We start from the raw sequence: 26,526 nt of genomic DNA on the forward strand, positions 1-26,526 counted from the left end.
AGGACCCCCGAGTTGAACGCTCGGAACGCGCGGGGCCGGGTGGTCAGCCGCGCCAGGTGTGGTCGTCCTCCATCGCCGAACCGACCTGGACCAGGCACGGCACGCACAACGTCCCGCTCCGCGACCGCAGCACGTGCTCCGGCGGCACGGAGTGGGCGCACGCCGCCTCGAAGTACGCCTCCGAGGCCTGGCGCTCGGCGAAGGCGTGGCACAGCCGGTCGTACCCGCTGTGCCACCACACGTACGGCATCGTCACCCGGCCTCCCCTGCTCGAAGGTAGGACGAGGGGTAACGGTAATCGTGACGCGGTTCAGCTCAACCGTTCGATCACCATCGCCATGCCCTGACCACCGCCCACGCACATGGTCTCCAGGCCGAACTGCTTGTCGTGGAACTGCAGCGAGTTGATCAACGTCGTGGTGATCCGCGCGCCGGTCATCCCGAACGGGTGACCCACGGCGATCGCGCCGCCGTTGACGTTGAGCCGGTCCAGGTCGATGCCCAGGTCCCGGTACGACGGGATGACCTGCGCCGCGAACGCCTCGTTGATCTCCACCAGGTCGATGTCCGAGATGGACATCCCGGCCAGCGCCAACGCCCGCTTGGACGCCTCGACCGGCCCGAGCCCCATGATCTCCGGCGACAGCCCGGACACGCCGGTCGACACGATCCGCGCCAACGGCGTGACGCCCAGCTCCTTCGCCTTCACGTCGCTCATGATCACGAGCGCCGCCGCGCCGTCGTTCAACGGGCAGCAGTTGCCCGCCGTGACCCGCCCGTCCGGCCGGAACACCGGCTTGAGCCCCGACACGCCCTCGATGGTCACGCCGGGTCGCGGGCCGTCGTCGGTCGACACGACCGTGCCGTCCGGCAGCGTCACGGGCGTGATCTCGCGCGCCCAGAAGCCGTTGGCGATGGCCTTCTCGGCGAGGTTCTGCGACCGCACGCCGAACTCGTCCATCTCCTGCCGCGTCACGCCCTTGGCCAGCGCCAGGTTCTCCGCCGTCTGCCCCATGGCGATGTAGACGTCGGGCACCTGCCCGTTCGCCCGGGGGTCGACCCACTCCGACGCGCCGGACTCCGCCACGGCCGCCGTGCGGGCCCCGGCCTCGGCGAACGCCGGGTTGTGCGTGCCCGGCCACCCGTCGGACGACCCGCGCGCGAAGCTCGACACCGTCTCCACGCCGGCGCTGATGAACACGTCGCCCTCGCCGGCCTTGATCGCGTGCAGTGCCATCCGGGTCGTCTGCACGCTCGACGCGCAGTAGCGGTTCACCGTCGTGCCGGGCAGGGCGTCGTGCCCGGACAGCACGGCCACCACGCGGGCCAGGTTGAAGCCCTGCTCGCCGCCGGGCTGGCCGCAGCCGAGCATGAGGTCGTCGATGTCGTTCGGGTCGAGCTGCGGGACCTTCGCCAGCGCGGCCTTGAGGACCTGCACGGTCAGGTCGTCGCCTCGGACGTCCTTCAGCGAGCCCTTGCCCGCGCGCCCGATGGGCGACCGGGCGGTGGAGACGATCACGGCCTCAGGCATTACGGAACTCCTTTGTTTCGCCGCAACGTGTGACGTGCAGCCTAGTTAACGCCCGTTCAGCGCGGCCACCACTCGTGACGAAGGACGCCGCACAGCGGAGCCAGCAGGACCGACGTCGCCGCCTCGTACCCGGTCGCGCTCGGGTGGAACCGGTCCCGGCTGAAGTAGTCGGCGTGCCGCGCCCGGAACTCCGCCGCGAGCAGGTCGCCCAGCGCCACCGCCACGCCGCCCGCCCGTTCCACCTCGACCCGCTGCGCCCACGCCAACCGCCGCGACCACTCCCGCGCCAGCGACCGCGCCGGTTCCGCGATCGGCCGCACCGTGCCCAGGTCGGGGCACGTGCCGACGACGACACCGACCCCCGCCGCGCGCAGCCGCCGCACCTGCGCGCCCAGCAGCGCCGCCGACCCCGGGATCGACAGCCGCGTGGTCACGTCGTTCGCGCCGATGATCACCAGCGCCACGTCCGGCGGGTCGGCCACCGCCCGGTCCACCTGCGCCGCCAGGTCGCGGGACGTGGACCCGGAGATCGCGTACGTCTCCAGCCGCACGGGCGCGCCCACCTCGTCGGCCAACCCCGTCGCCAGCACCACCCCCGGCAGCTCGGCCGGGTCGTCCACCCCGAGCCCGGCCGCCATCGAGTCACCCAGCACGGCGAACCGCACCGGCGGCCCGTCGCCGTCCCCGTACACGGCGTCGGCGCGCAACGGCGGCGCCTCGGGCACCCCGATCACCACCCGCGCCCGCCGCGACTGCTCGCTGACCAGCCCGTACGCCACGCCGGTCAACCCGCCCAACACCCCCGCGACCAGCGCGAGGAGCCGAAACCCCCGCATCGGACCCTCCACTCTCCCGATGCCCATCGTCCACCGGGCCGAACCCGCCGCCACCCATATACGCTCAGCGGGTCATCTCAAGAAGTGGAAGGTCCGTCGTGGAGTACGTCGAGAGCGTCGTAGACCTGGTCGGCAACACGCCGTTGGTGAGGCTGAACGCGGTGGCCGAGGGCCGCCGGCCGCTCATCCTCGCCAAGGTCGAGTACCTCAACCCCGGCGGCAGCGTGAAGGACCGCATCGCGCTGCGCATGGTCGAGGCGGCCGAGCGCAGCGGCGAGCTCAAGCCCGGCGGCACGATCGTCGAGCCCACCTCGGGCAACACCGGCGTCGGCCTGGCGCTCGTGGCCCAGCGGAAGGGCTACAAGTGCGTCTTCGTCTGCCCGGACAAGGTCAGCGTGGACAAGCGCAACGTGCTCAAGGCGTACGGCGCCGAGGTCGTGGTGTGCCCGACCGCGGTCGCGCCGGAGCACCCCGACTCCTACTACAACGTCTCCGACCGCCTGGTCGCCGAGATCCCCGGCGCGTGGAAGCCCAACCAGTACGCCAACCCGGAGAACCCGGCCAGCCACTACCACGGCACCGGCCCGGAGGTGTGGCGGCAGACCGACGGCCGGATCACCCACTTCGTCGCGGGCGTCGGCACCGGCGGCACGATCTCGGGCACGGGCAAGTACCTCAAGGAGGTCTCCGAGGGCCGGGTGAAGGTCATCGGCGCGGACCCCGAGGGCTCGGTCTACTCCGGCGGCACCGGCCGGCCGTACCTGGTGGAGGGCGTCGGCGAGGACTTCTGGCCGGACGCCTACGACCGCGACGTCTGCGACGAGATCGTCGCGGTGAGCGACAGCGACTCGTTCGAGATCACCCGGCGACTTGCCCGCGAGGAGGGGCTGCTCGTCGGCGGCTCGTGCGGCATGGCCGTCGCGGCGGCGCTGCGGGTCGCCGAGACCGCGGGCCCGGACGACGTGATCGTGGTGCTGCTGCCCGACGGCGGGCGCGGCTACCTGTCGAGCGTGTTCAACGACAAGTGGATGGCCCAGTACGGCTTCCTGTCGCCCGACACCTCCGGCGCGACGGTCGGCGACGTGCTGCGGCGCAAGGACGGCACGGTGCCCGACCTCGTGCACGGCCACCCGAACGAGACGGTCGCCGAGGCGGTCGCGATCATGCGCGAGTACGGCGTCTCGCAGATGCCGGTCGTCAACGCCGAGCCGCCGGTGATGGCCGCCGAGGTGGCGGGCGCGGTCAACGAGCGGGACCTGCTCGACGCGCTGTTCACCGGCAAGGCGCAGCTGACCGACCGGCTCGACCGGCACATGTCGTTGAAGCTGCCCACGATCGGCGCGGGCGAGTCGATCAGCTCGGCCATGGCGGCACTGTCCTCAGCGGACGGTGCGCTGGTGCTGGAGGACGGCAAGCCGGCCGGCGTCGTCACCCGGCAGGACATCCTGGGTTTCCTCGCCGGTCGCTGACCGGTCGCCGAGCGGACGCCGATTCCCGGTCGGACCCCTGTCGACGTGTCCCGATCCTCGTCGCGGATCGGGACAGGTTGACCGGTTGTGCGTGGCCGGGGGCACGGCATCCGCTAGCGTTGGCCACCGACTCATACACCTACGGCCCGTGCCAAGGGGGTTGGAAACTCCGATGAACGCTCCGCAGCCGCCAGGAAACCAGCAGTTCGGCGGTCACAACCAGCAGGAGCAGGGGCAGGGTGCCCAGCCCCCGAACGCCGACGCGACCCAGGTCGTGCCCGGCGGCGGCCAGCCCCCTGCGTTCCCGCCGCCGGAGGCGACCCAGGTCGTGCCCTCCGGACCGCAGCAGGTCCAGCCGAACCCGGACGCGACCCAGGTCGTGCCGCCGGGCGCGACGCAGCAGCCCGGCTCCAACCCGTACGGTCAGCCGGCGCAGCAGCCCGGCTCCGGCGCGTTCCCGGCGCAGCAGCCGCCCCAGTACGGCCAGCAGCCGCAGCAGCAGTACGGCCAGCAGAACCCGTACGGCCAGCCGCAGCAGCAGAACCCGTACGGCCAGCAGCCGCCGCAGCAGTACGGCCAGCAGCCGCCGTCGAACCCCTACGGCCAGGCGCCCGCGTCGAACCCGTACGGCCAGCCGCAGCAGCAACAGCAGCAGGCGTGGGGCGCGCAGCAGGCTTACGCCGCGCAGCCCGCTTACGCCGCGCCCTCGGGCGGTTACGCGGAGTGGGGCAGTCGCGCGGTCGGCTTCCTGATCGACTACTTCGCGCCCGGCCTGATCGTCGGCATCCTGGCCGGCATCGGCGCGGCGACCGGCGACCCGACGATCTCGTTGATCCTCAGCGGCGTCGGTTACCTGGCCCTGCTCGGCTTCATCGTCTACAACTCCTGGTACCTGGCGGGCACCACCGGCCAGTCGATGGGCAAGAAGATCGCGAAGATCAAGCTCATCAAGGAGGAGACGGGGCAGCCGATCGGCTTCGGCAACGCCTTCGTGCGCCACCTGTGCCACTTCGTCGACTCGCTGCCCTGCTACGCGGGCTGGTTCGCGCCGTTGTGGGAAGCCAAGAAGCAGACGTGGGCCGACAAGATCATGGGCACCATCGTGGTCAACGCCCCCGAGGGCGCGGCTCCCGGTGGCTACTCCGGTGGCTACGGCCAGCAGCAGCCCAACCCGTACGGCCAGGCGCCCGCGTCGAACCCGTACGGCCAGCCTCAGCAGCAGAACCCGTACGGCCAGCAGCCGCCCCAGCAGTGGTGACTTAGGTCGGACACCGATTCACCCGACCGCCCGTCGGCCTTCCGGTCGACGGGCGGTTGCTTTTCAGGTCGCCGTACCCTGAGTGCATGACGGACACCGGCCCCTACGGTTTCGCGACCAGGGCTATCCACGCCGGGCAGGACCCCGACCCGACCACGGGCTCGGTCATCGTGCCGATTTACGCCACCTCCACCTACGCGCAGGACGGCGTGGGCGGGCTGCGCGGGGGGTTCGAGTACTCCCGCACCGGCAACCCGACCCGTGCCGCGCTGGAGGAGTGCCTGGCGGCGCTCGAAGGCGGGCGGCACGGCCGCGCGTTCGCCTCCGGCATGGGCGCGACCGACACGGCCCTGCGCGCGATGTGTCGTCCCGGTGACCACGTCGTCATCCCGAACGACGCGTACGGCGGCACGTTCCGGCTGATCGACAAGGTGCTGTCGCACTGGGGCGTCGAGCACACGCCGGCGCCGCTGTCCGACGTCGACGCGGTGCGCGCGGCGATCCGGCCCAACACCAAGGTCGTCTGGGTCGAGACGCCGACCAACCCGTTGCTCAACATCGCCGACATCGCGCTGCTCGCGCAGGTGGCGCACTCGGCGGGCGCGCTGCTCGTGGTCGACAACACGTTCGCCTCGCCGTACCTGCAGAGCCCGCTGGAGCTGGGCGCGGACGTCGTGCTGCACTCGACGACCAAGTACGTCGGCGGGCACTCGGACGTCATCGGCGGGGCGTTGATCACGTCGGACGACGAGCTCGACGCGCAGTTCGGCTTCCTGCAGAACGGCGCGGGGGCCGTGCCGGGGCCGTTCGACGCCTGGCTGACGTTGCGGGGCATCAAGACGCTCGAAGTGCGCATGGAGAAGCACTCGGACAACGCCGAGAAGGTCGTCGAAGCCCTGGTCAGGCACCCGAAGGTGACGCGGGTGTACTACCCGGGCCTGCCCGAGCACCCCGGCCACGAGATCGCGGCGAAGCAGATGCGCCGGTTCGGCGGGATGATCTCGTTCAGCGTGGCGGGCGGCGAGGAGGCGGCGCTGCGCGTGTGCTCCCGCACCAAGCTGTTCCTCCTGGCCGAGTCGCTGGGCGGCATCGAATCCCTGATCGAGCACCCGGGTCGGATGACCCACGCCAGCACCGCGGGCTCGCTCCTGGAGGTCCCCGCCGACCTGATCCGCCTGTCCGTGGGCATCGAGTCGGCCGACGACCTGATCGCCGACCTCCTGACCGCCCTCGACTGACCCGAGAGTCCTACGCTCACGCCTCGCGTGTCCTACGTTCAGAACGCGCGTGTCCTACGTTCAGGACACGCGTGTCCTACGTTCGGAACACCCGAATTCAACGCTCAGAACAGGCGAACCCCGCGTCCGAGGTAGCTGGACGCGGGGTTCGTGCTGCGCTGAGCGTTCAACTCGGGTGTCCTGAACGTAGGACACGGTCGTTCCGAACGTAGGACACGCGGGGCGTGGAGGTACGACTCACGAGGCGTGAACGTAGGACTCGCGCGGGTCAGCGAGGGCCGAAGCGGGCGGCGGAGCGTTCCTTGGCCTTGGCGGCCTCGATCTCGCGGTCACGGGGCGGGGCCTGCGTGACCAGCGCTTCCAGCAGAACGCGAGTGGCCTCGGCCACCGCCTCGACGGCCGCGTCGAACGCCTCCTGGTTCGCCGCCGACGGACGCGTGGCCCCGCTCACCTTGCGCACGTACTGGACGGCCGCCGCGTGGACCTCGTCCTCGGTGGCGGGCGGTTCGAAGTTGTGGAGCACCCTGATGTTGCGACACATGGGTCCACTATCGCCCAAACGCGCGCGGACGTCAGGGCTTGACGTCGTACCGGGCGTTCTCCACCCGCGGCACGGCGGGCAGCTCGTGCCCGTCCACGCACCCGCCGACGAACTCCACCACGCCGTCGCGGTCCACGAACCGGCCCGCGTCCGCGCACCCCGCGTGGGCCACGGTGAAGAAGGCCGCGCCGGTCAACGCCACGGCCGTGGCCACCGCGCCGACGAGCGGGAGCACCGCGGTGACCCGTGCCGCGAGCGCCATGCCACCCTCCAGGTGAATGCTGTGTGAGATATCCCCGCACCGAGAGTACCGGTCCCGGCGCGTGCGGTACGGCCATCGTCAGCGTTCCGACAGGATCCGACGCGAAAGGGCCGGCCCGGGGTGCCCGGACCGGCCCGTTCCCGAAGCAGCAGCTGCGGGAGACCGCGGAGCTAGAGGTTGCCCCGGCGCTCCTGCTCGCGCTCGATCGCCTCGAACAGGGCCTTGAAGTTGCCCTTGCCGAAGCCGAGCGACCCGTGCCGCTCGATCAGCTCGTAGAACACCGTCGGCCGGTCCCCGATCGGCTTGGTGAAGATCTGCAGCAGGTAGCCGTCCTCGTCCCGGTCGACCAGGATCCGGTGCTCCTTGAGCACCTCGATCGGCACGCGCACCTCACCGATGCGCGCCCGCAGCTCCGGGTCGTCGTAGTACGAGTCGGGCGTCTCCAGGAACTCCACGCCGGCCGCGCGCATCGCGGTCAACGTGGTCACGATGTCGTTGGTCGCGAGCGCGATGTGCTGCACGCCGGCGCCCTCGTAGAACTCCAGGTACTCGTCGATCTGCGACTTCCGCTTGGCCACGGCGGGCTCGTTGAGCGGGAACTTCACCCGGTGGTTGCCGTTGGAGACGACCTTGCTCATCAGCGCCGAGTAGTCGGTGGCGATGTCGTCGCCGATGAACTCCGCCATGTTCACGAAGCCCATCACCCGGTTGTAGAACTCGACCCAGTGGTCCATCCGGCCGAGCTCGACGTTGCCCACGCAGTGGTCGACCGCCTGGAACAACCGCTTCGGCGCGCCCGCCGGCCGCACGACCGTGCTCTCCCGCGCCTCGTACCCCGGCAGGTACGGCCCGCGGTACCTCGACCGGTCGACCAGCGTGTGGCGGGTCTCGCCGTAGGTCGCGATGGCCGCGGTCCGGACGGTGCCGTGCTCGTCGGTGAGGTCGTGCGGCTCCACGAGGACGGTCGCGCCCTGCGCCCGCGCGTGCTCGACGCACCGGTCGACGTCGGCGACCTCCAGCGCGAGGTCCACCACGCCGTCACCGTGCTTGCGGTGGTGGTCGAGCAGCGGGCTGTCCGGCCGCACGCCACCGTTGATCACGAACCGCGCCGAGCCGGACTTGAGCACGAAGGACTTGTGGTCCCGCTGCCCGGTCTCCGGCCCGGCGTAGGCGACGAGCCGCATCCCGAAGGCGACCTGGTAGAACCAAGCGGTCTGGGTCGCGTTGCCGACCACGAAGACCACGGCGTCCATCGAGCGGACGGGGAACGGGTCACGCGTCCCGTCGTAGTCGACCAGGCCCACGAGCTGGCGGAGCTGGTCGTAGCTCACGTCGTCAAGCTGCTGCGTCATGCTCCACAGGATGTGCGCGCCTGGTCAGGGTGAGCAACAGTCACCGGTTTCACTGGACGTTCTGTACAGTGAAATATGCCTTCGGACCCGCAAGCTGAACACTCTGACCAGGCCGTCGACGCTCTGGACGCACGGCTGCTGCTGCTGCTCACCGACGAGCCGAGGCTGGGCGTGCTGGAGTGCTCACGGCGCCTCGGCGTGGCCCGCGGCACGGTGCAGGCCCGGCTGGACCGGCTGGTGGCGCGCGGCGTGCTGACGGGCTTCCCGCCCGCGCTCGACCTGGCCGCGATGGGCTACGGCCTCACCGCGTTCGCCGTGCTGGAGATCGCCCAGGGCCGGCGGCACGAGGTGTCGCAGGGCCTGGCCGCGATCAACGAGGTGTGCGAGGTGCACGCGACGACCGGGCCGGGCGACCTGTTCGCGCGGGTCGTCGCCCGGTCCAACGCCGACCTGCAACGGGTGATCGACTCGATCGTGGACGTGCCGGGCGTGCAGCGGCTGTCCACGTCGATCGCGCTCTCCACGCCGGTGCCGCCCCGCGTGCGGCCCCTGCTGGAACGGGTCACCTGACGAACGAACGGCCACCTGAGCAACGGTCACGTGACGAACGGAACAGGTGGCGCGACAGCAGAAGGGCGGCCACCCCGCGTGGTGGCCGCCCTCCCGGTGTCTGGGGTCAGCCGGCGTACGGCACGGCCTTGATCAGAGTGACCTTCATCGTGCTGCCGTTCGGCAGCTCGTACTGACGCGCCTCGCCCTCCTTCGCGCCGAGCAACGCCTTGCCCAGCGGCGACGAGGGCGAGTAGACCTCCAGGGCGCCGTGCGCGCCCTCCTCACGGGTGGCGAGCAGGAACTCCTCCGTCTCGTCATCCCCGTCGTAACGCACTGTGAGCACCATGCCGGGCGCCGCGACACCCGACACCGTGGGCGCCTCGCCGACCTTGGCGACCCTCAACAGCTCCTGGAGCTGGCGGATGCGGGCTTCCTGCTTGCCCTGCTCCTCACGGGCCGCGTGGTACCCGCCGTTCTCGCGGAGGTCACCCTCTTCGCGACGCGCGTTGATCTCCGCAGCAATGACCGGGCGATTCTCGATCATCTCGTCCAGCTCCCCCTTGAGCCGGTCGTAGGCCTCCTGGGTCAGCCAGGTCACCTCGGTGTCGCTCACGGTCACCAACTCCTCGTCTTGCTCCGGCCCACGGCGTGGGCTGGCAGTTCCCGGGCGCACCAGCCCGGAACGGAAAAACACGGCCCGCGTCGGGGCCGTGCTGAAAGGCCAGAGTAACAGACACAGAACGTTCGACGACGGCGTTTTGTTCCCGGATACGCCACTAAACCCGCAGATCACCCGCTTGGCCGCTACCTCGTGGACAGGTACGCCGGAACCTGGTAGGAGCAGCCGAAGACCTCACCGGTGACCGGTGGTTTGGACGTCCGCAGCACGGTCGTCGCACGCACCGTGCCGGCTCCCGGCTCGACCAGGACCTCCCGCCGGCCGGCCTCGTCGCCGTCCCCGGAACGCGCGCGCACGATGCACACCACGGACTGCTCCGGCGTCTGCCTGACCACCTCGAACGTGATCTCGACCGTGCTGCCGTCCACCACGGTGAACGCGGTCTGCTTGGCCTCGACGGGCATCGTGCCGAGGTTGCGGTAGCCGACCCACGCGACGACCCCGCCCACCAGCACCGCGATCACGGGGAGTGACCAGCGCGCCCACCTGGGCAGGGACCTGCGCGGTGTGCCGTACCGACCCTCCGGCAGTGCCACTGTCCAAAGCCTTCCCGCCCGTGGGGAACAATGTCCCTCGACCACCGCGTTGAGTGTCGCAGGGGCCGGACCAGACAGGTTCGGCAGGGGCGAGGAGGAGCACCACCGTCATGGTTGAGAAGCTGCGCCTGATGGCGGTGCACGCGCACCCCGACGACGAGTCCAGCAAGGGCGCCGCCACGATGGCCCGCTACGTGGCCGAGGGCCACGAGGTCATGGTCGTGACCTGCACGGGCGGTGAGGCGGGCAGCATCCTCAACCCCGCCATGGACCGCCCCGACGTGCTGGAGAACATCGCCGAGGTCCGCCGCGCCGAGATGGCCCGCGCCGCCGAGATCCTGGGCGTGCAGCACCGCTGGCTGGGCTTCGTCGACTCGGGCCTGCCCGAGGGCGACCCGCTGCCGCCGCTGCCCGAGGGCTGCTTCGCGCTGACCCCGCTGGAGGAGTCGACGCCGCCGCTGGTCCAGGTGATCCGCGAGTTCCGGCCGCACGTGATCGTCACCTACGACGAGAACGGCGGCTACCCGCACCCCGACCACATCCGCTGCCACGAGGTGTCGATCGCCGCGTTCGACGCGGCCGGCGACCCGGAGCGCCACCCCGAGCTGGGCGAGCCGTGGCAGCCGCTGAAGCTGTACTACTCGCACGGCTTCTCCCGCGCGAAGCTGACCGCGTTCCACGAGGCCCTGATCGCCGAGGGCCAGGAGTCCCCGTACGCCGAGTGGCTGGCGGGCTGGGACACCGACAAGCCGGACGTCATCGAGCGGGTCACCACCCGCGTCGAGTGCGCCGACTTCTTCCCGGTGCGCGACGAGGCCCTCAAGGCCCACGCCACCCAGATCGACCCGGAGAGCCGCTGGTTCGCCGTGCCGCTGGAGATGCAGCGCTCGGTGTGGCCGACGGAGGAGTACGAGTTGGCGCGGTCGCTGGTCGACAGCACCGTGCCCGAGGACGACCTGTTCGCGGGCGTCCGGGAGAGGGTGACCGCGTGAGTTCGTTCGACCCGATCCCGTGGGAGCAGACCACGGCGGTCGTCCTGGCCCAGCAGCCGTCCACGGACAAGGACCCGGGCGGCCAGCAGGAGGACTTCGGCAAGTCCTCCCCGCTGGGCCTGCTGGTCCTGGTGCTGTTCTTCATCGCCGTGGTCTTCCTGGTCAAGTCGATGAGCAAGCACCTGAAGAAGCTGCCCGCGTCGTTCGACGAGCCGGAGCCCGAGACCAAGCCCGGGGCCGAGCCCGCGGCCGAGCCGGGAGCCAAGCCCGGGGCGAAGGCGGGCAACGGCAACGGCGGCGCGCGGAAGGACGGCTAGGTCCCGCCCGTCCTACTGCTCGTACCAGGTCCGCCGGGCGGGGACGGAGACCAGTTCCCGTTCCGGGTAGCGCAGCGCGGTCAGCCTGCCGCCGAACACGCAGCCCGTGTCCAGGCACAGGGTTCCGTTCACCCACTCCGGTTCCGCGACCGGTGTGTGTCCATAGAGGACCATGGCGGCGCCCCGGTAGTCGCGCGCCCACGGGTAGCGGACGGGGAAGCCGCGTGAGTCGTACTCGCCCGTGCCCACGCCCCAGAGCGCCAGCGACCGCATCCGCGGCGACTCGCTGCCGTGGAAGCGCTCGGGCAGCCCGGCGTGGGCGATGACGAGCTTGCCGCCGTCCAGCACGTAGTGCGGCACCAGGGAGTCGCAGAACGCCAGCACCTCGGCGCGGAACCGCGGGGTCTCGCGGGCCAGTTGGTCCAACGACTGCTCCAGGCCGTGGCTCACCTGGACCTGGTGCCCCTTCAGCGCGCGCACCAGCTTCTCCTCGTGGTTGCCGCGCACGGACACGGCGTTGCCCGCCGCCACCATGGCCATCGCGAGCCGCAGCACGCCCGGCGTGTCCGGGCCGCGGTCCACGAGGTCGCCCAGGAACGCCACCTTGCGCCCCTCCGGGTGCGCGCCTTCGTCGGAGTAGCCCAGTTCGCGCAGCAGGTGGCGTAGTTCCACGTGACACCCGTGCACGTCGCCGACCACGTCGAACGGCCCGGTCTCGTGGCGCAGGTCGTGCGGTAACGGCTCACCGGAGGGCTCCATGCCCCCAGTCTGATCGACGGGTCCGGCGGTTGTCCGGGAATTACTGTGGAGCCATGACGAACCGGCTCGCGTCCTCGACCAGCCCGTACCTCCTCCAGCACGCCGAGAACCCGGTGCACTGGCGCCCGTGGTCGCCGGAGGCGTTCGAGGAGGCGCGCGAGCGGGACGTGCCGGTGCTGCTCTCGGTCGGGTACGCGGCGTGCCACTGGTGCCACGTGATGGCGCACGAGTCGTTCGAGGACGAGGCCACCGCGGCGTACATGAACGAGCACTTCGTGAACGTGAAGGTGGACCGCGAGGAGCGGCCGGACGTGGACGCGGTCTACATGGCCGTCACGCAGGCGCTCAGCGGGCACGGCGGCTGGCCCATGACGTGCTTCCTCACCCCCGACGGCGAGCCGTTCTACGCGGGCACCTACTACCCGCCGTCGCCCCGGCCGGGCCTGCCGTCGTTCCGGCAGGTGCTGGAGGCCATCGACCACGCGTGGCGCGAGCAGGGCGACGAGGTGCGCGAGTCGGCGGCCGGGATCGTGGCGCAGCTGGCGTTCAAGCCGCTGCCGCAGTCCACTGTGGACGAGGAGGTGCTGGCCGGCGCGGTGGTGTCGCTGCTGGGGCACTTCGACCGGGCCAACGCCGGGTTCGGCGGCGCGCCGAAGTTCCCGCCGTCGATGGCGCTGGAGTTCCTGCTGCGCCACCACGAGCGGACCGGATCGGTGGAGGCGCTGTCGATGGCGCGGACGACGTGCGACGCGATGGCGAACGGCGGGCTGTACGACCAGCTGGCGGGCGGGTTCGCGCGGTACAGCGTGGACGCGGCCTGGGTCGTGCCGCACTTCGAGAAGATGTTGTACGACAACGCTCTGCTGCTGCGCGCGTACACGCACCTGAGCCGGCGTGACGACAACCCGCGGTACCGCCAGGTGGTCCGCGAGACGGCCGAGTTCCTGATCCGCGACCTCGGCACGGCGGAGGGCGGGTTCGCGGCGTCGTTGGACGCGGACACCGAGGGCGTCGAGGGCCTGACGTACGTGTGGACGCCCGCGCAGCTCGTCCAGGTGCTCGGGATGGCGACCGGAGCGCGCGCTGCGGCGCTGTACGGCGTGACCGACGAGGGGACGTTCGAGCACGGCGCGTCGACGTTGCGGATGCTCGGCACGCCGGACGACGGGATCGCGGCGAAGCTGCTGGCGGCACGCGACCGCCGGCCGCAGCCGGGACGTGACGACAAGGTCGTGACGGCGTGGAACGGCCTCGCGGTCGCCGCGCTGGCCGAGGCGGGCGCGGTGTTCGGCGAGCCGCGGTGGGTGGAGGCGGCCGTGCGGGCGGCGTCGCTGGTCCTGGACGTGCACCTGGTCGACGGGCGGCTCCTGCGCACGTCCCGCAACGGCGCGGCGGGCACGGCGGCGGGCGTGCTGGAGGACTACGGCTGCCTCGCCGACGGCCTGCTCGCCCTGCACCAGGCGACCGGTGAGGTCAAGTGGTTCACCGTGGCCTGTGGACTGCTGGACACGGCGCTGGCGCGGTTCGCGGGGGAGGAGCCCGGCGTCTACTACGACACGGCGGACGACGCCGAGGCGTTGGTGCAGCGGCCGTCGGACCCGTCGGACAACGCGACCCCGTCCGGCGCGTCGGCGTTGGCCTCGGCGCTCGTGACGGCGTCCGTGCTGGGCGGGCCGTCGACCTACCGCGAGGCCGCCGAGGCCGCCCTCGGTCGCGCCGGTCTGCTGGCCGCGCGGGAGCCCCGGTTCGCCGGGCACTGGCTGAGCGTGGCCGAGGCGCTGGCGCTCGGGCCCGTGCAGGTCGCCGTGGTCGGCGCCGCGTCCGAGCTGGTCGGTGCCGCGTGGCGTGGTGTGCACGGCGGCGGCGTGGTGGTGGCGGGCGCGCCGGACTCCGCGCCGCTGCTGGCCGACCGGCCGTTGGTGGACGGTGGCGCGGCGGCCTACGTGTGCCGCGGGTACGTGTGCGACCGACCCGTGACGTCGGTGGCCGAGCTGGTCGAGGCCCTGGCCGTCCACCGGTAGCGAACCGGACGCGCTGTCCGGCGTTACCGGCGTAGCGTCAGCATCACTGTAATCATGTAATCAGAGGTGGTGCGGGATGCGACGTGGATGGGGAAGCAGGGGCGGCTGGCAGCAGGCCGAGCAGCCGCCGGCGGACGACGCGGTCGGGTGGTTCGGCGGCAGGCTGCCCGACGGCTGGTTCACCGGAGCGCCGGTCGTGACGGTGGACCGGGAGGAGATCCTGGTCGTCGGCACGCTGCCCGCGGTGGAGGGCTCGTTCGCCGACGACGCCGAGCGCGCGGCGGCCGAGTCGGGCCGGATCAGCCGGTTCCGGGAGCAGACCAGGGACGAGCGGATCGAGATCGCGCGGCAGGCCGAGCACCGGTACCGGCGCAAGGTCGCGTGGGGCGCCCGGCTCGGTGGCGCGGAGGAGCTGTTCACCACGCTGTCGGTGCCGGTGATGACGCGGCTGCGGCAGCCCGAGCGGATGGTGCTGGACACGCTCGTCGCGGCGGGCGTCGCGCGGTCGCGGTCGGAGGCGCTGGCGTGGGCCGTGCGGCTGGTCGGCGAGCACGCGGACACGTGGCTGACCGAGTTGCGCGAGGCGATGACCCGGGTGGACGACCTGCGGGCGCAAGGCCCGGACCTGGCGTGACGACACCCCGTTCCCCGACTAGCTTGGGAACGGGGTGGATCATGACCACAGTCGAGTCGTACGACCTGGCCTGGCGGCTGGACCCGTCGTCCGCGCAGGTCCGGGGCCGCACCACGATCCGCTTCCAGGGCGGGCGCTCGCGCGTCGACCTGGAGGCCGACGAGGTGCTCGACGCGTCGTTGAACGGCGGCCCGATGCGGTGGGACGTGCCGTTGGAGGGCGCGAACGTGCTGCGGGTGGAGGCCCTGTTCCCGTTCGCCGAGCGGGGTTTCCGCCGCGTGGTCGACCCGGTGGACGGCCAGGTCTACCTGTACGCGACGAACTACCCGGACTTCGCGCGACGCACCATGGGCGACTTCGGCGACCGGTGGCACCAGGCGCCGGTCGCGCTGACCGTGACCGTGCCGCCGTCGTGGACGTGCGTGTCGAACGGCCCGGCGGTCGTGGCGGGCGGTGAGGTCCGCACGTTCAGCCCGACGGTCCCGATGTCGAGGTTCGCCGTGTCGGCCGCCGCGGGTCCGTTCGTGCGGGCGCACGAGTCGGTGTACGTGCCGCGGTCCCGTGCGTCGGTGGACGGCGCCGCCATCGCCGACCTGGTGACGGACTCGACCCGGTTCTACGAGACCCTGCTGGGCCCGAACCCGTACCCCAAGTGCGAGGTGGTGTTCGTCCACGACCTCTCGTCACTGGCCTTGTCCACCGCGGGTCTGATCCTCGTCGACCAGTCCGTGCTGGACCGCCTGGACAACGCCCGCCACGCGGCGACGGTGATCAGCCACGAGGTGGCGCACCAGTGGTCGGGCAACCTTGTCAGCAGCACGGGCCCGCTGGTGGAAGGCCTCGCCGTCTACCTGAGCCGCCTCTACGTCGAAAACGCCCTACCCCGCAGCCGCCCGTGGGACGACCTGCCGGACCAACCCCTCCCGGACCGCCCATACGCCCCCTACCTGGCCCGCATCCTGGAGACCGAGGCCACCATCGGCCGCCCGGCCCTCCTGCGAGGGCTGCGAACCGTCATGACCACCTTCACCCACCGCCACGCCACCGAAGCCGACTTCGCCTCCCACTGGCCCCGAACCGCTGGTCAGGAGTAGATCGCGAACCAGATGGCGATGTAGTGGCACAGCGCCGCCAGCACGGTGGCCGCGTGGAAGAACTCGTGGTAGCCGAAGACTTCCGGCCAGGGGTTCGGCCAGCGGGACGCGTAGAAGATGGCGCCGGCGGTGTAGAGGAGGCCGCCCACGAGGAGGAGGACCAGGGCTGCCACGCCGACGTGGTGCAGCAGGTCGGGCAGGACGAAGACCGCCACCCAGCCCAGCGCGATGTAGATCGGCACCCCGAGCCACCGCGGGGCGTGCGGCCAGGCCAGTTTCAGCGTCACGCCGCCCAGGGCGCCGCCCCACACCACGAGCAGCACGACGTTGCCCGTGTCCGGGGGCATCGCCAGCAGCGCGAACGGCGTGTAGGTGCCGGCGATGAAGACGAAGATCATCGAGTGGTCGAGGCGCTTCATCCACGTCCGCGCCCGCACGCTGACCCAGTTCACCCGGTGGTACAGGGCGCTCACGCCGAACAGGCCGAGGACGGTCACCCCGTACACGGACGTCGCCAACGCGGCCTTCGCCGACACGGTGGCCGCGGCCAGGGCGACCAGCGTCGCGCCCGTCCCCACGGACACCACGAACGACCAGAGGTGCAGCCACCCCCGCAGGCGAGGCCGCAGCGCGGGCTGTGGGGTCTGAGTCGACGTGGTCACGCCCCGAGGTTACGGGAGCGCGGGTGACCGGGTCAGCACACGACGGCGTGACCGCGCCCACCCGGCGTACGCTCTTCCAGCGTGGGTCTTCGCGAACAGGTCAAGAGCGTCCTGCTCAAGGGTTACGAGTTCCGCCTCAACCGATGGCTCGACGGCAAGCAACGACCACGGCACGTCGGCGTGGTGCTCGACGGCAACCGTCGGTGGGCCAAGGAGGCGGGCTTCGACGACGTCGCCCACGGCCACCGGGCCGGCGCCCGCAAGATCCTGGAACTGCTGAGCTGGTGCCGCGAAGCCGAGGTCGAGGTCGTCACGCTGTGGATGCTCTCCACGGACAACCTCAACCGGCCGGCCGAGGAACTGGACCCGTTGCTCGGCATCATCGCCGACATCGTCGACGAGCTCGCCGAGCCCGGCAACCCGTGGCGCATCCGGCACGTCGGCGCGCTGGACATGCTGCCGACCGAGACCGCCGCCCGACTGTCCGCGGCGGCACTGCGCACCAAGGGCCGCACCGGCCTGGAGGTCAACGTCGCGGTCGGCTACGGCGGCCGGCAGGAGATCGCCGACGCGGTCCGCAAGCTCCTGCAGAAGCACGCCGAGTCCGGCGGCACGATCGAGGAGCTCGCCGAGGTCCTGGACGTCGACCACATCGCCGAGCACCTCTACACGTCCGGTCAGCCCGACCCCGACCTGCTCATCCGCACCTCGGGGGAGCAGCGGCTGTCCGGGTTCATGCTGTGGCAGTCCGCGCACTCCGAGTTCTGGTTCACCGAGGCCTACTGGCCCGAGTTCCGCCGCACCGACTTCCTGCGCGCCCTGCGCGACTACGCCATCCGGCACCGCCGCTTCGGCTCCTAGCACCGGGCCTGCGGGCACCGAACCCGCAGGTGACGAGGGGTATCGCGACCCACGGGCATCCCGGCGCGCGCGGCACGACCCGCGACACGCCAAGGGCGGCGCGCCCCGAACCGGGGTGCGCCGCCCTTGGAGGATTCGACGAGACGTCAACGAGCGGTCAGCGAGACTCAGCCGTTGTCGTCGTTGTCGTCGTCGTCCGTGTTGATGCAGTAGCTCTCGTCGTTGTTCGAGAGGATCGGGATCGCCAGGACGTTGACCTCGAGCTCGCAGAGGTTGATGTTGCTCAGCAGGTCGGAGTCCTGAGCGAAGTTGACCAGGCCGAACTGGTCGGCGTAGTCACCCTCCTCGCCCTCTTCGACGTCGACGTAGGAGTTCAGCTCGCCGACGGCGGTGTAGTAACCGTGGTCGTCGTCGTGGTGCGGCGTGGCGAACGCGGGAGAGCCCAGCATCATGAGTCCAGCCGCGGCGATGGCGACAGCGCCTGCCTTCTTGAACATGTGGAACACACTCCTCTAGTGGGGAATTGATGTGACGCCCAGAACCTCGCTCTAACATTCCGAGCATTCGGGGAGTCTGGCGGCTCAGGCGGTATGCCCTCGCTCCGGTAACTTACTGGCTTGTGCTATGAATTGCACCAGGCTGACACCATCGTGTGAACGCGGCGTTTTCCGGTTTTGTTCTCGGGTGTGAATCCGGAGATTGCGCCACCTGCTGTGCCGCCATTGTGCGGGTATTGCGCTCGACGGGGCTCGACGGGCTCGGAGCCTCGGCGACCTCGGTGGGGCCGACCGGACCCACCGAGGTCACGGCCGATCAGTCGTCGTGGTCGTGACCGTGGCTGTCGTTGTCGTCGTTGTCGTCGTTGTCCGTGTTGATGCAGGTGCTCTCGTCGTTGTTCGAGAGGATCGGGATGGTGAGGATGTTCACCTCGACCTCGCACACGTTCAGGTTGCTCGCGACGTCCGAGTCCTGGGCGAAGTTGAGGAGGCCGAACTGGTCGGCGTAGTTCCCCTCTTCGCCGCCTTCGTTCACGTGCCAGTTGCTGTGGCCGTGGCCATGGTCGTGACCGTGCTCGTGGGGGTCGCCCGCCACGGCGAATGCCGGCCCGCCGACCATCATCAGTCCGGCCACGATCGCGGCGACGGTGCTTGCCTGCTTCAGCACTATCAACACTCCTCTTTGTGGTATCCCGGTCGATCCAGCGCTGCTCGGAAGCCCGGTTGTGGGTGCGTCTTGTCTGCCCGGCAAACTACCGAACCAGACGCCCCGGATGGATCTCCATAACACCATTGTGTGATCCGCCGAACGTGGGTGTCCCCCATTGCGGTGTCTTTTCGGGCCAAAATTCGTGACTGCGGTTCGCCTGTGGTAAACCGGCCGGTCATCTCGTATGGTCTTCAGTCCGTGGACGGCGACCGGATCGTGCGTGAGTACCTGCTGCTCGGGCTGCGGCTCGACCGGCTGTCGCCGGGGCTGGTCGACTCGTTCACCGGCGACCGGGCGCTGCGCCGCGCCGTGGACGTCGAACCGAGGTCGCACCCCGTGGCGCTGACCGAGCGGGCCGCCCTGCTGCGCCGCGAGCTGCCGGGCGCCGACCTGGAACCGGATCGGAAGCGCTTCCTGGACGCCCAGCTGGTGGCCGTCGAGACGATCGCCCGCAAGCTCGCCGGCGTGCGCGTCGGCTTCGTGGACGAGGTGCGCGCGTACTTCCAGGTCGACATCCGCCCGGGTCACCCGGACACCTACCGCCGCGCGCACGCCGGCCTGGACGAGCTGCTGCCCGGCACCGGCACGCTGGCCGAACGGCTCGCCGACCACCGCGCGCTGGACGAGGTGCCGCCGCCTCGCCTCAAGGGCACGGTGCACGCGCTGTCCAGCGCGCTGCGCGACCGCGTGCGGCAGCGGTTCGAGCTGCCCGCGAACGAGGTGGTGGAGTACGAGGTCGTCACCGACAAGCCGTGGAGCGGCTTCAACTACTACCTGGGCGGCTTCCGGTCGCGCGTGGCGATCAACGCCGACCTGGGCCACCGGATGTCGAACCTGCCGCACCTGGTCGCGCACGAGTCCTACCCCGGCCACCACACCGAGCACTGCCGCAAGGAGGTGGGCCTGGTCGGCAAGCGCGGGCACGCCGAGCAGGCGTTGTTCCTCATCAACACGCCGCAGTGCCTGATGGCCGAGGGCATGGCCGAACTGGGGCTGCACGCCGTGGTCGGCGCCGGCTGGGGCCGCTGGACCGAGGAGATCATGGCCGACCTCGGCCTGCGGATGGACGGCGAGCTGGCCGAACGGGTGGAAAGCGCGCTCTCCGGGCTGCTCACCGTGCGTCAGGACGCCGCCCTGATGCTCCACGACCGGCGTGCCCACCCGGATGACGTGGTCGACTTCCTGTGCCGCTGGCTGCTGGTCCCCGAACGCCGCGCCCGCCACATGCTGCGCTTCCTCGGTGACCCTCTGTGGCGGGCCTACACGACCACCTACGTGGAAGGTGTGCGCCTGGTCCGGGCGTGGCTCGACCTCCGGGCCCGGACGGACACCTTGGGCGACCGCTATCTGAGACTCCTCGACGAACCGCTGGTGCCGGCGGCGTTGGCGGAGGAAGTCGCGGCGGGCGTGCCCTGGCTGTCCGGCGACCCTGGGTGACGGCACCCGCCACGACCCCGCCACGGCCGACCGCACGTGCTCTGAGCTGCGTGGACGACGTCAGGTTGCGCCGATGTGACGGCTGGGCGTCGGCCACGCGCACCCGGAGTGGCCGTCTTTCGCCAGTTTTGCGGCGAGGTGACGAATTGACGAATCACCTGTGTGGCTGCCTGCATAAGAGGGACCCGCAGAGGTAACTTCCGGTTGGCGGGACGCGTCCACTGCGGACCGCGCAGGGAGGCCCTGATCGTGGCTGTCGTCGTATCGCCGGTTCCGCCGGCGGTGATGAGCGCGAGAGGGCCGGCACCCGGCCCTCGTGACCGGCGCGCCTCCAGCTAGCGGAGGCGGTCCGGTCGATCGGGGTGGTTGCCTGGCCCAGCGAGGAGCGGACGCGGGTGCCGCGTTCGTGAGGGAGTTGCCGTGAACGCACGACGACCCGCGAGCCGTTCCTCAGGCTCATCGCGCAGCACTTCCCGGCGCCGTGGCGCGCCGACGACCAACACGTACGTGGTGGACACGTCCGTGCTGCTCTCCGATCCCCTGGCCACCACGCGGTTCGCCGAGCACGAGGTCGTGCTGCCGCTCGTGGTGATCAGCGAGCTGGAGGGCAAGCGGCACCACCCGGAACTGGGCTGGTTCGCCCGGGAGGCGTTGCGCCTGCTCGACGACCTGCGACTGCGGCACGGCCGGCTGGACCACCCGGTCCCGATCGGCGAGGCCGGCGGCACGCTGCGCGTCGAGCTCAACCACTCCGACCCGGAGGTGCTGCCCGCGGGTTTCCGCACGGACTCCAACGACGCCCGCATACTGGCCTGCGCGCTCAACCTCGCGGCCGAGGGCAACGCCGTCACGCTGGTCACCAAGGACATGCCGCTGCGGGTCAAGGCGGGCGCGGTCGGCCTGGCCGCCGAGGAGTACCGGGCGCACGACGTCACGCTGTCCGGCTACTCCGGGATGTCCGACGTGGACGTCGACCAGACCGTGGTGGACGCGCTCTACCGCGACAGCGTGATCGACCCGGCGCTGTTCGACCTCGCGCACGTGGCCGAGCTGCCGTGCCACAGCGGGTTGCGGCTGCTCGCGGGCACGTCGAGCGCGTTGGGCCGGGTCACGCCGGACAAGCAGCTGCGGCTGGTGCGCGGCGACCGGGAGGCGTTCGGGCTGCACGGTCGGTCGGCCGAGCAGCGCGTCGCGCTGGACCTGCTGCTGGACACCGAGGTCGGCATCGTCTCGCTGGGCGGACGGGCCGGCACCGGGAAGTCGGCGCTCGCGCTGTGCGCGGGGTTGGAGGCGGTCATGGAACGCCGCCAGCACCGCAAGGTCGTGGTGTTCCGCCCGCTGTACGCGGTGGGCGGCCAGGAGCTGGGGTACCTGCCCGGTTCCGAGAGCGAGAAGATGCAGCCGTGGGCGCAGGCGGTGTTCGACACCCTCGGCGCGCTGGTCAGCCAGGACGTCGTCGAGGAGATCATGGACCGCGGCATGCTGGAGGTCATGCCGCTGACCCACATCCGGGGCCGGTCGCTGCACGACTCGTTCGTGATCGTGGACGAGGCGCAGTCGCTGGAGCGCAACGTGCTGCTGACCGTGCTGTCGCGGTTGGGCGCCAACTCGCGGGTGGTGCTCACGCACGACGTGGCGCAGCGTGACAACCTGCGCGTCGGGCGGCACGACGGCGTGGCGGCGGTCATCGAGAAGCTGAAGGGCCACCCGCTGTTCGCGCACGTCACGTTGACCCGCTCGGAGCGCTCGCCGATCGCCGCGCTGGTCACCGAGATGCTGGAGGACTACGCCTCCTGACGGTCCGACGTCGAGGCCGCCCCGGTCGCCGTGACCGGGGCGGCTTTCAGCTTGTGGTCGACGACCCCGGCGAGCCAGGCCAGGACCGCGGCGGCGACGAGCACGAGCAGGGCGTTGCGCAGGGCGGCGCCGAAGCCGAGCTCGGTGGCGTCCAGGAACGGGTACGGGTACCAGTCGGTGACCGCGCCGTGGACGAACGTGTAGGCGATCCACAGGACGGGCCAGATGAGCAACGCCCTGGCGACGGTGGCCCGGTCGACGCGCGGACGGGGACCGAACAGCAGCCACCCGAGCACCGCCAGCACCGGCGACAGCTGGTGGAAGCCGAGGTTCACCCACCAGGCGATGCCGACGTGGTGCACCAGCGGCGCGAGCACGAGGGCGAACACGAGGCCGGTGATCGTGATGCCGAGCAGGGCGTCCAGCCGGGCCACCCGCCAACCGCGCCCGTCCCGGACCGGGTTCACCGCCAGCGTGATCGCCACGACGAGCACGAACAGGTTGCTCTGAATGGTGAAGTAGCTGAACAGGCGGAGGAGGCGGACACCGAGCGTCACCTGGGTCGCGGTGTCGCCGGAGTTGACGTCCGCCCCACCGGTGAAGATCAGCACCAGTTGGGTGATCAGGGACGCGGCGATCACGGCCGCCAGCACGCCGTGCCACACCCGTGAGCCGGTGTGCCAGGGGGTGGGGCTCGGTGCGGTGCTCATCGCCCGATCATCGGGCCGGTTCCGGGGTTCTGCCGGCCGAACCCCCACCAGGGCCGCGCCGGACGCCGGCCCTGGTGGGCATCTCGAAGGGGTTACCAGCCGGACGGCAGCGGGCGACCTTCGGCGAAACCGGCCGCGCTCTGCACGCCGAGGGTCGCCTTGGCGTGGAACTCCTCCAGGGTCTGGGCGCCGGCGTAGGTGCAGGAGCTGCGGACGCCCGCCGTGATGGCGTCGAGCAGGTCCTCGACGCCGGGGCTGTTCGGGTCCAGCCGCATGCGCGAGGTGGAGATGCCCTCCTCGAACAGGCCCTTCCTGGCGCGGTCGAACGCGTTGTCGGTGCGGGTGCGGGCGGACACGGCGCGCTTGGACGCCATGCCGAACGACTCCTTGTAGAGGCGGCCCTGCTCGTCGCGCTGGAGGTCGCCGGGCGACTCGTAGGTGCCGGCGAACCAGGAGCCGATCATGACGCTGGACGCGCCGGCGGCGAGGGCGAGGGCGACGTCGCGCGGGTGGCGGACGCCGCCGTCGGCCCAGACGTGCCTGCCGAGCCGGCGGGCCTCGGCGGCGCACTCGGCGACGGCGGAGAACTGCGGGCGGCCGACGCCCGTCATCATCCGGGTGGTGCACATCGCGCCCGGGCCGACACCGACCTTGATGATGTCCGCGCCCGCTTCGACCAGGTCGCGGACGCCTTCGGCGGTGACGACGTTGCCGGCGACGACCGGGACGGCGGGGCGGGCCTCGCGGACGGCCTTGAGGGCGGCGAGCATCTTCTCCTGGTGGCCGTGGGCGGTGTCGACGACGAGGGTGTCGACGCCGGCCTGGAGGAGGTGCTCGGCCTTGGCGGTGACGTCGCCGTTCACGCCGATGGCGGCGGCGACGCGGAGCTTGTCCGCGTCGTCGAGGGCGGGTTGGTAGACGTCGGCGCGCAGGGCGCCCAGGCTGGTCATCACGCCGCGGAGGCGTCCGTCGGCGTCGACCCCGAGCGCGATCCGCTGGGTGCCGCCGTGGAGCCGGTCGAAGACTTCGCGCGGAGGGGTGTCCAACGGAAGGGTGACGATGCGCTCGTCGGCCACGTCGTGCAACCGCGTGAACCGGTCGACGCCCGCGCACGCCGCCTCGTCCACGACCCCCGTGGGCCGGCCGTCGTCGTCGACCACGACCACCGCCCCGTGCGCCCGCTTGTGCAGGAGGTTGACCGCGTCGGCGACCGAGTCACCGGGGTGCAGCGTCAGCGGGGTGTCCCACACGGCGTGCCGTGCCTTGACCCACTGGACGATCTCCGCGACCGCTTCCGGCGCCACGTCCTGCGGGAGCACCACCAGCCCGCCGCGTCGCGCCACGGTTTCCGCCATCCGCCGTCCCGCCACCGCGGTCATGTTCGCGACCACGATCGGGATCGTCGCCCCCGTTCCATCGGAGGTCGACAAGTCGACACCGAACCTCGAGTCCACGGCCGATCGGCCGGGCACGAGGAAGATGTCGTCGTAGGTCAGGTCGTAGCTGGGCCGATGCCCTTCGATGAACCGCACGAGAACTTGACGATACTCGCGTCGGGGCCAATTTGCCCTGGTTGTCCGCACTAGCGGGGGGACCGATACGGGGTCTGCGGTTGTAGCTTCCTCCAAGCCCGCACTCCTGCGGCTCAACCGATCGAGCCGCCTGGTCTCGCGCGGCCAGTTGGCCGGTTGCGTCGCGGCCGTCAGGTGGCATCGTGGGCCGGCCGCTGGGGTCCGGTCGGGGTTGGAGGGGCGCGGACTGCCCGATCGCGACTTAGCTGCCTGGGTCCGCGTGCCGGCCGGCGGGGTCCGGCCGGGGACTGGCCGGCGGTCCGGTGGCTGGCGGGGTCCGGCGGTGGCTGGCCGGCGGTCCGGTGGTGTCGGGTCCGGCGGGTGGCGGGGCGGGTGGGTTGGCTGGGCGGGGTGGGGAGGTGGCCGGTCGCTGGGTGGGGAGGTGGCCCGGTCGCTGGGTGAGCGGTTGGGCAGGTGTGGGCGGGCTGTGGCTGGGGTGGGCGGCTCCGGGTCTGGGTGGGCGGCTTGGTGTGGGGTTTGGTGGGAGTTGGAGTGGGGCTGGGGATGGGGTGGCTGGGTGGTTGCGGCGCGGGCCGGGTTGGTTGGGTTCCTCTTCGTTTTAACCGAGGGGCGGTAACGGTGTTTCCGTACATTTTCGGGCCATGATCACCCGATTGTGTTTGGTGGGGTGGTGGCACGTTGGGGCAGCAGGGCGCGGACGGCGTCGATGGTGTCCGCCTCGCCCGCGTCCTTGTCCGGTCGGTAGCGGAGCACGCGGGCGAAGCGGAGGGCTACGCCGCCCGGGTACCTGGAGCTCACCTGGACCCCGTCCAGCTCGATCTCGATCACCATCTCCGGCCTGACCACCACCGCCCACTCGGTCTTCTCCGTCGCGATCGCCATCAACTCACGCGTCTGCCACGCCAGCAACTCGTCCGTCAGCCCCTTGAACGTCTTGCCGACCATGATCGGCGCGCCCCCATCGGGATCGCGCGCCCCCAGGTGCAGGTTCGACAGCAGCCCCCGCCGCCGACCGCTGCCCCACTCCACCCCGAGCACCACCAGGTCGAGCGTGTGCACCGGCTTCACCTTCTGCCACGCCCGCCCCCGCCGACCCGCCGCGTACACCGACCCGAGCGACTTCACCATCACGCCCTCGTGCCCGCCGGCCAACGCCTCGTCCAGCACCCGCGCCGCCGCTCCCTCCTCCGGCGATGGCGAAGACAAAGGCGAAGGCGACACCACCCCCGGGATCACGTGCGACCCCGCCACCCGCCGCAACGCGTCCAGCCGCACCGACAGCGGCTCGTCCAGCAGGTCCACGCCGTCCAGGTGCAGGCAGTCGAAGAAGAACGGGCTCAGCAGCAGCTCCCGGACGTCCTGCGCCCCGAACCGGCTCATCGTCTCCTGGAACGGCCGGGGCTTGCCGTCGTCGGTCAGCGCCAGCGTCTCGCCGTCGAGCACCACCGACGTGCACGGCAGGGCCCGCACCAGCTCCACCAGCTCCGGCACGGTGCCGGTGATCTCGCGCAACGTCCGCGTGAAGATCCGCACCTCGTCACCCGACCGGTGCACCTGGATCCGCGCGCCGTCCAGCTTGTGCTCCACCACGCACGGCCCCAGCTCCGCCAGCGCCGAGGACAGCGACTCCGCCGGCGACGCCAGCATCGGTCGCACCGGCCGCCCCACCTCCAGCCGGAACGCGGCCAACGCCGCCGCCGACGCCGCCGCGTCCTCACCGCCCATCGCCGCCTCCGCGGTCCCCGGCAGCGACCCCGACAGCATGAACGCCCGCCGCACCACCTCGCCGGGCACGTCGGCCGCCCGCGCGATCGCGTCCACCATCACCCCTTCGAGGGCGCCTTGACGCAGCTCACCCGTCAGCAGCCGACGCAGGAAGTCCTGCTCGGCCGCGGTGGCCCTGCCGAACAGCGAGGTCAGCGCCTCCGCCCGGCGAGCAGCCGCACCCCGGCCGCCGATCGACGCGAACGACCCCAGCGCCTCGTCCACGTCGGACACCGTCAGCGAAGGCGCCGGGGCAGGCGGGACGTCCAGGTCGAACACGGTGCGCCAGCCCGCGCCGATCCGACCCTGGCTGGGCACGCCGACCAGGAACGACACCACCGCGGGCGTGCTCATCCGGCGCACCAACCCGGCCAGCGCGGCGACCTTGGCCAAGCGGGAACGCGTCGCCGCCACCGCGGCGGACGTCTCGACGACTTCGGCGAACAACACGTGACCATGGTGCACCCGACCACCGACAAGAACAGG

Annotated in this window: 27 protein-coding genes; 12 read left to right on the plus strand and 15 right to left on the minus strand. The window is 71.3% G+C overall.

Annotated elements, in window-relative coordinates:
* Nucleotides 1-43: 43 nt before the first annotated feature.
* From ACQPYE_RS03910 to ACQPYE_RS03920, 3 genes are read right to left on the minus strand one after another with little or no spacing between them, the layout of a single operon-like run.
* The gene (locus ACQPYE_RS03910; RefSeq protein WP_498719163.1) at nucleotides 44-256 is read right to left on the minus strand and encodes a hypothetical protein; all 213 of its coding nucleotides are present in this window, start codon (nucleotides 254-256) and stop codon (nucleotides 44-46) included.
* Between the two features lie 54 nt (nucleotides 257-310).
* The gene (locus ACQPYE_RS03915) at nucleotides 311-1,531 is read right to left on the minus strand and encodes an acetyl-CoA C-acetyltransferase (protein ID WP_498719164.1); all 1,221 of its coding nucleotides are present in this window, start codon (nucleotides 1,529-1,531) and stop codon (nucleotides 311-313) included.
* A gap of 56 nt (nucleotides 1,532-1,587) precedes the next feature.
* Nucleotides 1,588-2,367, minus strand: a complete 780-nt coding sequence (locus tag ACQPYE_RS03920; protein ID WP_498719165.1) for an SGNH/GDSL hydrolase family protein — start codon at nucleotides 2,365-2,367, stop codon at nucleotides 1,588-1,590.
* A 98-nt stretch (nucleotides 2,368-2,465) separates the two neighbouring features.
* Here ACQPYE_RS03920 and ACQPYE_RS03925 point away from each other — a divergent pair, with 98 nt between their 5' ends.
* The 3 genes from ACQPYE_RS03925 (at nucleotide 2,466) to ACQPYE_RS03935 (ending at nucleotide 6,332) form a co-directional block, all read left to right on the plus strand.
* The gene (locus ACQPYE_RS03925) at nucleotides 2,466-3,836 is read left to right on the plus strand and encodes a cystathionine beta-synthase (RefSeq protein WP_498719166.1); all 1,371 of its coding nucleotides are present in this window, start codon (nucleotides 2,466-2,468) and stop codon (nucleotides 3,834-3,836) included.
* Between the two features lie 172 nt (nucleotides 3,837-4,008).
* Nucleotides 4,009-5,094, plus strand: coding sequence for an RDD family protein (locus ACQPYE_RS03930; RefSeq protein WP_498719167.1), 1,086 nt, complete (start codon nucleotides 4,009-4,011; stop codon nucleotides 5,092-5,094).
* 86 nt (nucleotides 5,095-5,180) lie between these two features.
* Nucleotides 5,181-6,332, plus strand: a complete 1,152-nt coding sequence (locus ACQPYE_RS03935; protein WP_498719168.1) for a cystathionine gamma-synthase — start codon at nucleotides 5,181-5,183, stop codon at nucleotides 6,330-6,332.
* A 268-nt stretch (nucleotides 6,333-6,600) separates the two neighbouring features.
* On the opposite strand, the gene ACQPYE_RS03940 is transcribed toward ACQPYE_RS03935, so the two are convergent.
* The 3 genes from ACQPYE_RS03940 to hppD form a co-directional block, all read right to left on the minus strand.
* Nucleotides 6,601-6,873, minus strand: coding sequence for a DUF2277 domain-containing protein (locus ACQPYE_RS03940; RefSeq protein WP_498719169.1), 273 nt, complete (start codon nucleotides 6,871-6,873; stop codon nucleotides 6,601-6,603).
* Nucleotides 6,874-6,904: 31 nt separating this feature from the next.
* The gene (locus tag ACQPYE_RS03945) at nucleotides 6,905-7,135 is read right to left on the minus strand and encodes a hypothetical protein (RefSeq protein ID WP_498719170.1); all 231 of its coding nucleotides are present in this window, start codon (nucleotides 7,133-7,135) and stop codon (nucleotides 6,905-6,907) included.
* A 170-nt stretch (nucleotides 7,136-7,305) separates the two neighbouring features.
* A complete protein-coding gene (hppD, locus tag ACQPYE_RS03950; RefSeq protein WP_498719171.1) occupies nucleotides 7,306-8,487 on the minus strand; it encodes a 4-hydroxyphenylpyruvate dioxygenase in 1,182 nt (393 codons plus the stop codon).
* 75 nt (nucleotides 8,488-8,562) lie between these two features.
* Between hppD and ACQPYE_RS03955 the strand changes: the two genes are divergently transcribed.
* Nucleotides 8,563-9,057, plus strand: a complete 495-nt coding sequence (locus ACQPYE_RS03955; RefSeq protein ID WP_053719386.1) for an Lrp/AsnC family transcriptional regulator — start codon at nucleotides 8,563-8,565, stop codon at nucleotides 9,055-9,057.
* 106 nt (nucleotides 9,058-9,163) lie between these two features.
* Here the strand turns inward: ACQPYE_RS03955 and greA are convergent, their stop codons facing one another.
* Nucleotides 9,164-9,658, minus strand: a complete 495-nt coding sequence (greA, locus tag ACQPYE_RS03960; RefSeq protein WP_498719172.1) for a transcription elongation factor GreA — start codon at nucleotides 9,656-9,658, stop codon at nucleotides 9,164-9,166.
* A gap of 185 nt (nucleotides 9,659-9,843) precedes the next feature.
* The gene (locus ACQPYE_RS03965; RefSeq protein WP_498719173.1) at nucleotides 9,844-10,254 is read right to left on the minus strand and encodes a DUF4307 domain-containing protein; all 411 of its coding nucleotides are present in this window, start codon (nucleotides 10,252-10,254) and stop codon (nucleotides 9,844-9,846) included.
* A gap of 110 nt (nucleotides 10,255-10,364) precedes the next feature.
* Between ACQPYE_RS03965 and mca the strand changes: the two genes are divergently transcribed.
* Nucleotides 10,365-11,246, plus strand: a complete 882-nt coding sequence (gene mca / locus ACQPYE_RS03970; protein WP_498719174.1) for a mycothiol conjugate amidase Mca — start codon at nucleotides 10,365-10,367, stop codon at nucleotides 11,244-11,246.
* Nucleotides 11,243-11,563: a hypothetical protein gene (locus tag ACQPYE_RS03975; protein WP_498719175.1), complete on the plus strand. Its 321-nt coding sequence runs from the start codon at nucleotides 11,243-11,245 to the stop codon at nucleotides 11,561-11,563. Before mca ends, ACQPYE_RS03975 begins: the two co-directional genes overlap by 4 nt.
* Before the next feature lie 12 nt (nucleotides 11,564-11,575).
* Here the strand turns inward: ACQPYE_RS03975 and ACQPYE_RS03980 are convergent, their stop codons facing one another.
* Nucleotides 11,576-12,322, minus strand: a complete 747-nt coding sequence (locus tag ACQPYE_RS03980; RefSeq protein ID WP_498719176.1) for a metallophosphoesterase — start codon at nucleotides 12,320-12,322, stop codon at nucleotides 11,576-11,578.
* 53 nt (nucleotides 12,323-12,375) lie between these two features.
* On the opposite strand from ACQPYE_RS03980, the gene ACQPYE_RS03985 reads away from it, so the two are divergent.
* From ACQPYE_RS03985 to ACQPYE_RS03995, 3 genes are all read left to right on the plus strand, one after another.
* Nucleotides 12,376-14,343: a thioredoxin domain-containing protein gene (locus ACQPYE_RS03985; RefSeq protein WP_498719177.1), complete on the plus strand. Its 1,968-nt coding sequence runs from the start codon at nucleotides 12,376-12,378 to the stop codon at nucleotides 14,341-14,343.
* A gap of 76 nt (nucleotides 14,344-14,419) precedes the next feature.
* Nucleotides 14,420-14,977 carry an ATP-binding transcription factor AbmR gene (abmR, locus tag ACQPYE_RS03990; RefSeq protein WP_498719178.1) on the plus strand — a complete coding sequence of 186 codons (558 nt, stop codon included), beginning with the start codon at nucleotides 14,420-14,422 and terminating at the stop codon, nucleotides 14,975-14,977.
* Nucleotides 14,978-15,018: 41 nt separating this feature from the next.
* Nucleotides 15,019-16,071 carry a M1 family metallopeptidase gene (locus ACQPYE_RS03995; protein ID WP_498719179.1) on the plus strand — a complete coding sequence of 351 codons (1,053 nt, stop codon included), beginning with the start codon at nucleotides 15,019-15,021 and terminating at the stop codon, nucleotides 16,069-16,071.
* Here the strand turns inward: ACQPYE_RS03995 and trhA are convergent.
* A complete protein-coding gene (gene trhA / locus ACQPYE_RS04000) occupies nucleotides 16,062-16,733 on the minus strand; it encodes a PAQR family membrane homeostasis protein TrhA (protein ID WP_498719180.1) in 672 nt (223 codons plus the stop codon). The genes ACQPYE_RS03995 and trhA overlap by 10 nt on opposite strands.
* 81 nt (nucleotides 16,734-16,814) lie before the next feature.
* Here trhA and ACQPYE_RS04005 point away from each other — a divergent pair, with 81 nt between their 5' ends.
* Nucleotides 16,815-17,594, plus strand: a complete 780-nt coding sequence (locus ACQPYE_RS04005; RefSeq protein ID WP_498719181.1) for an isoprenyl transferase — start codon at nucleotides 16,815-16,817, stop codon at nucleotides 17,592-17,594.
* 167 nt (nucleotides 17,595-17,761) lie between these two features.
* Here the strand turns inward: ACQPYE_RS04005 and ACQPYE_RS04010 are convergent, their stop codons facing one another.
* Together ACQPYE_RS04010 and ACQPYE_RS04015 are read right to left on the minus strand one after the other, a co-directional pair.
* Nucleotides 17,762-18,091 carry a hypothetical protein gene (locus ACQPYE_RS04010; RefSeq protein WP_498719182.1) on the minus strand — a complete coding sequence of 110 codons (330 nt, stop codon included), beginning with the start codon at nucleotides 18,089-18,091 and terminating at the stop codon, nucleotides 17,762-17,764.
* 316 nt (nucleotides 18,092-18,407) lie between these two features.
* Entirely contained in the window at nucleotides 18,408-18,758 is a 351-nt protein-coding gene (locus tag ACQPYE_RS04015) for a hypothetical protein (protein ID WP_498719183.1), read from the minus strand.
* A 240-nt stretch (nucleotides 18,759-18,998) separates the two neighbouring features.
* Here ACQPYE_RS04015 and ACQPYE_RS04020 point away from each other — a divergent pair, with 240 nt between their 5' ends.
* Nucleotides 18,999-20,237, plus strand: a complete 1,239-nt coding sequence (locus ACQPYE_RS04020) for a DUF885 domain-containing protein (protein ID WP_498719184.1) — start codon at nucleotides 18,999-19,001, stop codon at nucleotides 20,235-20,237.
* Between the two features lie 507 nt (nucleotides 20,238-20,744).
* Complete coding sequence (phoH2, locus tag ACQPYE_RS04025) at nucleotides 20,745-22,034, plus strand: RNA 5'-3' helicase PhoH2 (RefSeq protein ID WP_498719185.1); 1,290 nt, start codon at nucleotides 20,745-20,747, stop codon at nucleotides 22,032-22,034.
* Here phoH2 and ACQPYE_RS04030 read toward each other — a convergent pair.
* From ACQPYE_RS04030 to ACQPYE_RS04040, 3 genes are all read right to left on the minus strand, one after another.
* Entirely contained in the window at nucleotides 22,022-22,744 is a 723-nt protein-coding gene (locus ACQPYE_RS04030) for a Pr6Pr family membrane protein (RefSeq protein WP_498719186.1), read from the minus strand. The genes phoH2 and ACQPYE_RS04030 overlap by 13 nt on opposite strands.
* 92 nt (nucleotides 22,745-22,836) lie before the next feature.
* A complete protein-coding gene (locus ACQPYE_RS04035; protein WP_498719187.1) occupies nucleotides 22,837-24,276 on the minus strand; it encodes a GuaB1 family IMP dehydrogenase-related protein in 1,440 nt (479 codons plus the stop codon).
* A gap of 645 nt (nucleotides 24,277-24,921) precedes the next feature.
* Nucleotides 24,922-26,490 (minus strand): ATP-dependent DNA ligase, encoded by a 1,569-nt coding sequence (locus ACQPYE_RS04040; protein ID WP_498719188.1) that lies wholly within the window; start codon nucleotides 26,488-26,490, stop codon nucleotides 24,922-24,924.
* Nucleotides 26,491-26,526: the final 36 nt, after the last annotated feature.

The sequence above is a fragment of the Actinosynnema sp. CA-299493 genome, from assembly GCF_050946825.1.
Taxonomy (GTDB): Bacteria; Actinomycetota; Actinomycetes; order Mycobacteriales; family Pseudonocardiaceae; genus Actinosynnema.

Coding starts and splice junctions, on each gene's coding strand:
- ACQPYE_RS03920 (WP_498719165.1), bottom strand. CDS start 2,367: ATGCGGGGGTTTCGGCTCCTCGCGCTGGTCGCGGGGGTGTTGGGCGGG.
- ACQPYE_RS03935 (WP_498719168.1), top strand. CDS start 5,181: ATGACGGACACCGGCCCCTACGGTTTCGCGACCAGGGCTATCCACGCC.
- ACQPYE_RS03980 (WP_498719176.1), bottom strand. CDS start 12,322: ATGGAGCCCTCCGGTGAGCCGTTACCGCACGACCTGCGCCACGAGACC.
- ACQPYE_RS03955 (WP_053719386.1), top strand. CDS start 8,563: ATGCCTTCGGACCCGCAAGCTGAACACTCTGACCAGGCCGTCGACGCT.
- ACQPYE_RS04030 (WP_498719186.1), bottom strand. CDS start 22,744: ATGAGCACCGCACCGAGCCCCACCCCCTGGCACACCGGCTCACGGGTG.
- ACQPYE_RS03985 (WP_498719177.1), top strand. CDS start 12,376: ATGACGAACCGGCTCGCGTCCTCGACCAGCCCGTACCTCCTCCAGCAC.
- abmR (WP_498719178.1), top strand. CDS start 14,420: ATGCGACGTGGATGGGGAAGCAGGGGCGGCTGGCAGCAGGCCGAGCAG.
- ACQPYE_RS03945 (WP_498719170.1), bottom strand. CDS start 7,135: ATGGCGCTCGCGGCACGGGTCACCGCGGTGCTCCCGCTCGTCGGCGCG.
- ACQPYE_RS03915 (WP_498719164.1), bottom strand. CDS start 1,531: ATGCCTGAGGCCGTGATCGTCTCCACCGCCCGGTCGCCCATCGGGCGC.
- ACQPYE_RS03995 (WP_498719179.1), top strand. CDS start 15,019: ATGACCACAGTCGAGTCGTACGACCTGGCCTGGCGGCTGGACCCGTCG.
- ACQPYE_RS03940 (WP_498719169.1), bottom strand. CDS start 6,873: ATGTGTCGCAACATCAGGGTGCTCCACAACTTCGAACCGCCCGCCACC.
- mca (WP_498719174.1), top strand. CDS start 10,365: ATGGTTGAGAAGCTGCGCCTGATGGCGGTGCACGCGCACCCCGACGAC.
- ACQPYE_RS03930 (WP_498719167.1), top strand. CDS start 4,009: ATGAACGCTCCGCAGCCGCCAGGAAACCAGCAGTTCGGCGGTCACAAC.
- ACQPYE_RS04010 (WP_498719182.1), bottom strand. CDS start 18,091: ATGTTCAAGAAGGCAGGCGCTGTCGCCATCGCCGCGGCTGGACTCATG.
- hppD (WP_498719171.1), bottom strand. CDS start 8,487: ATGACGCAGCAGCTTGACGACGTGAGCTACGACCAGCTCCGCCAGCTC.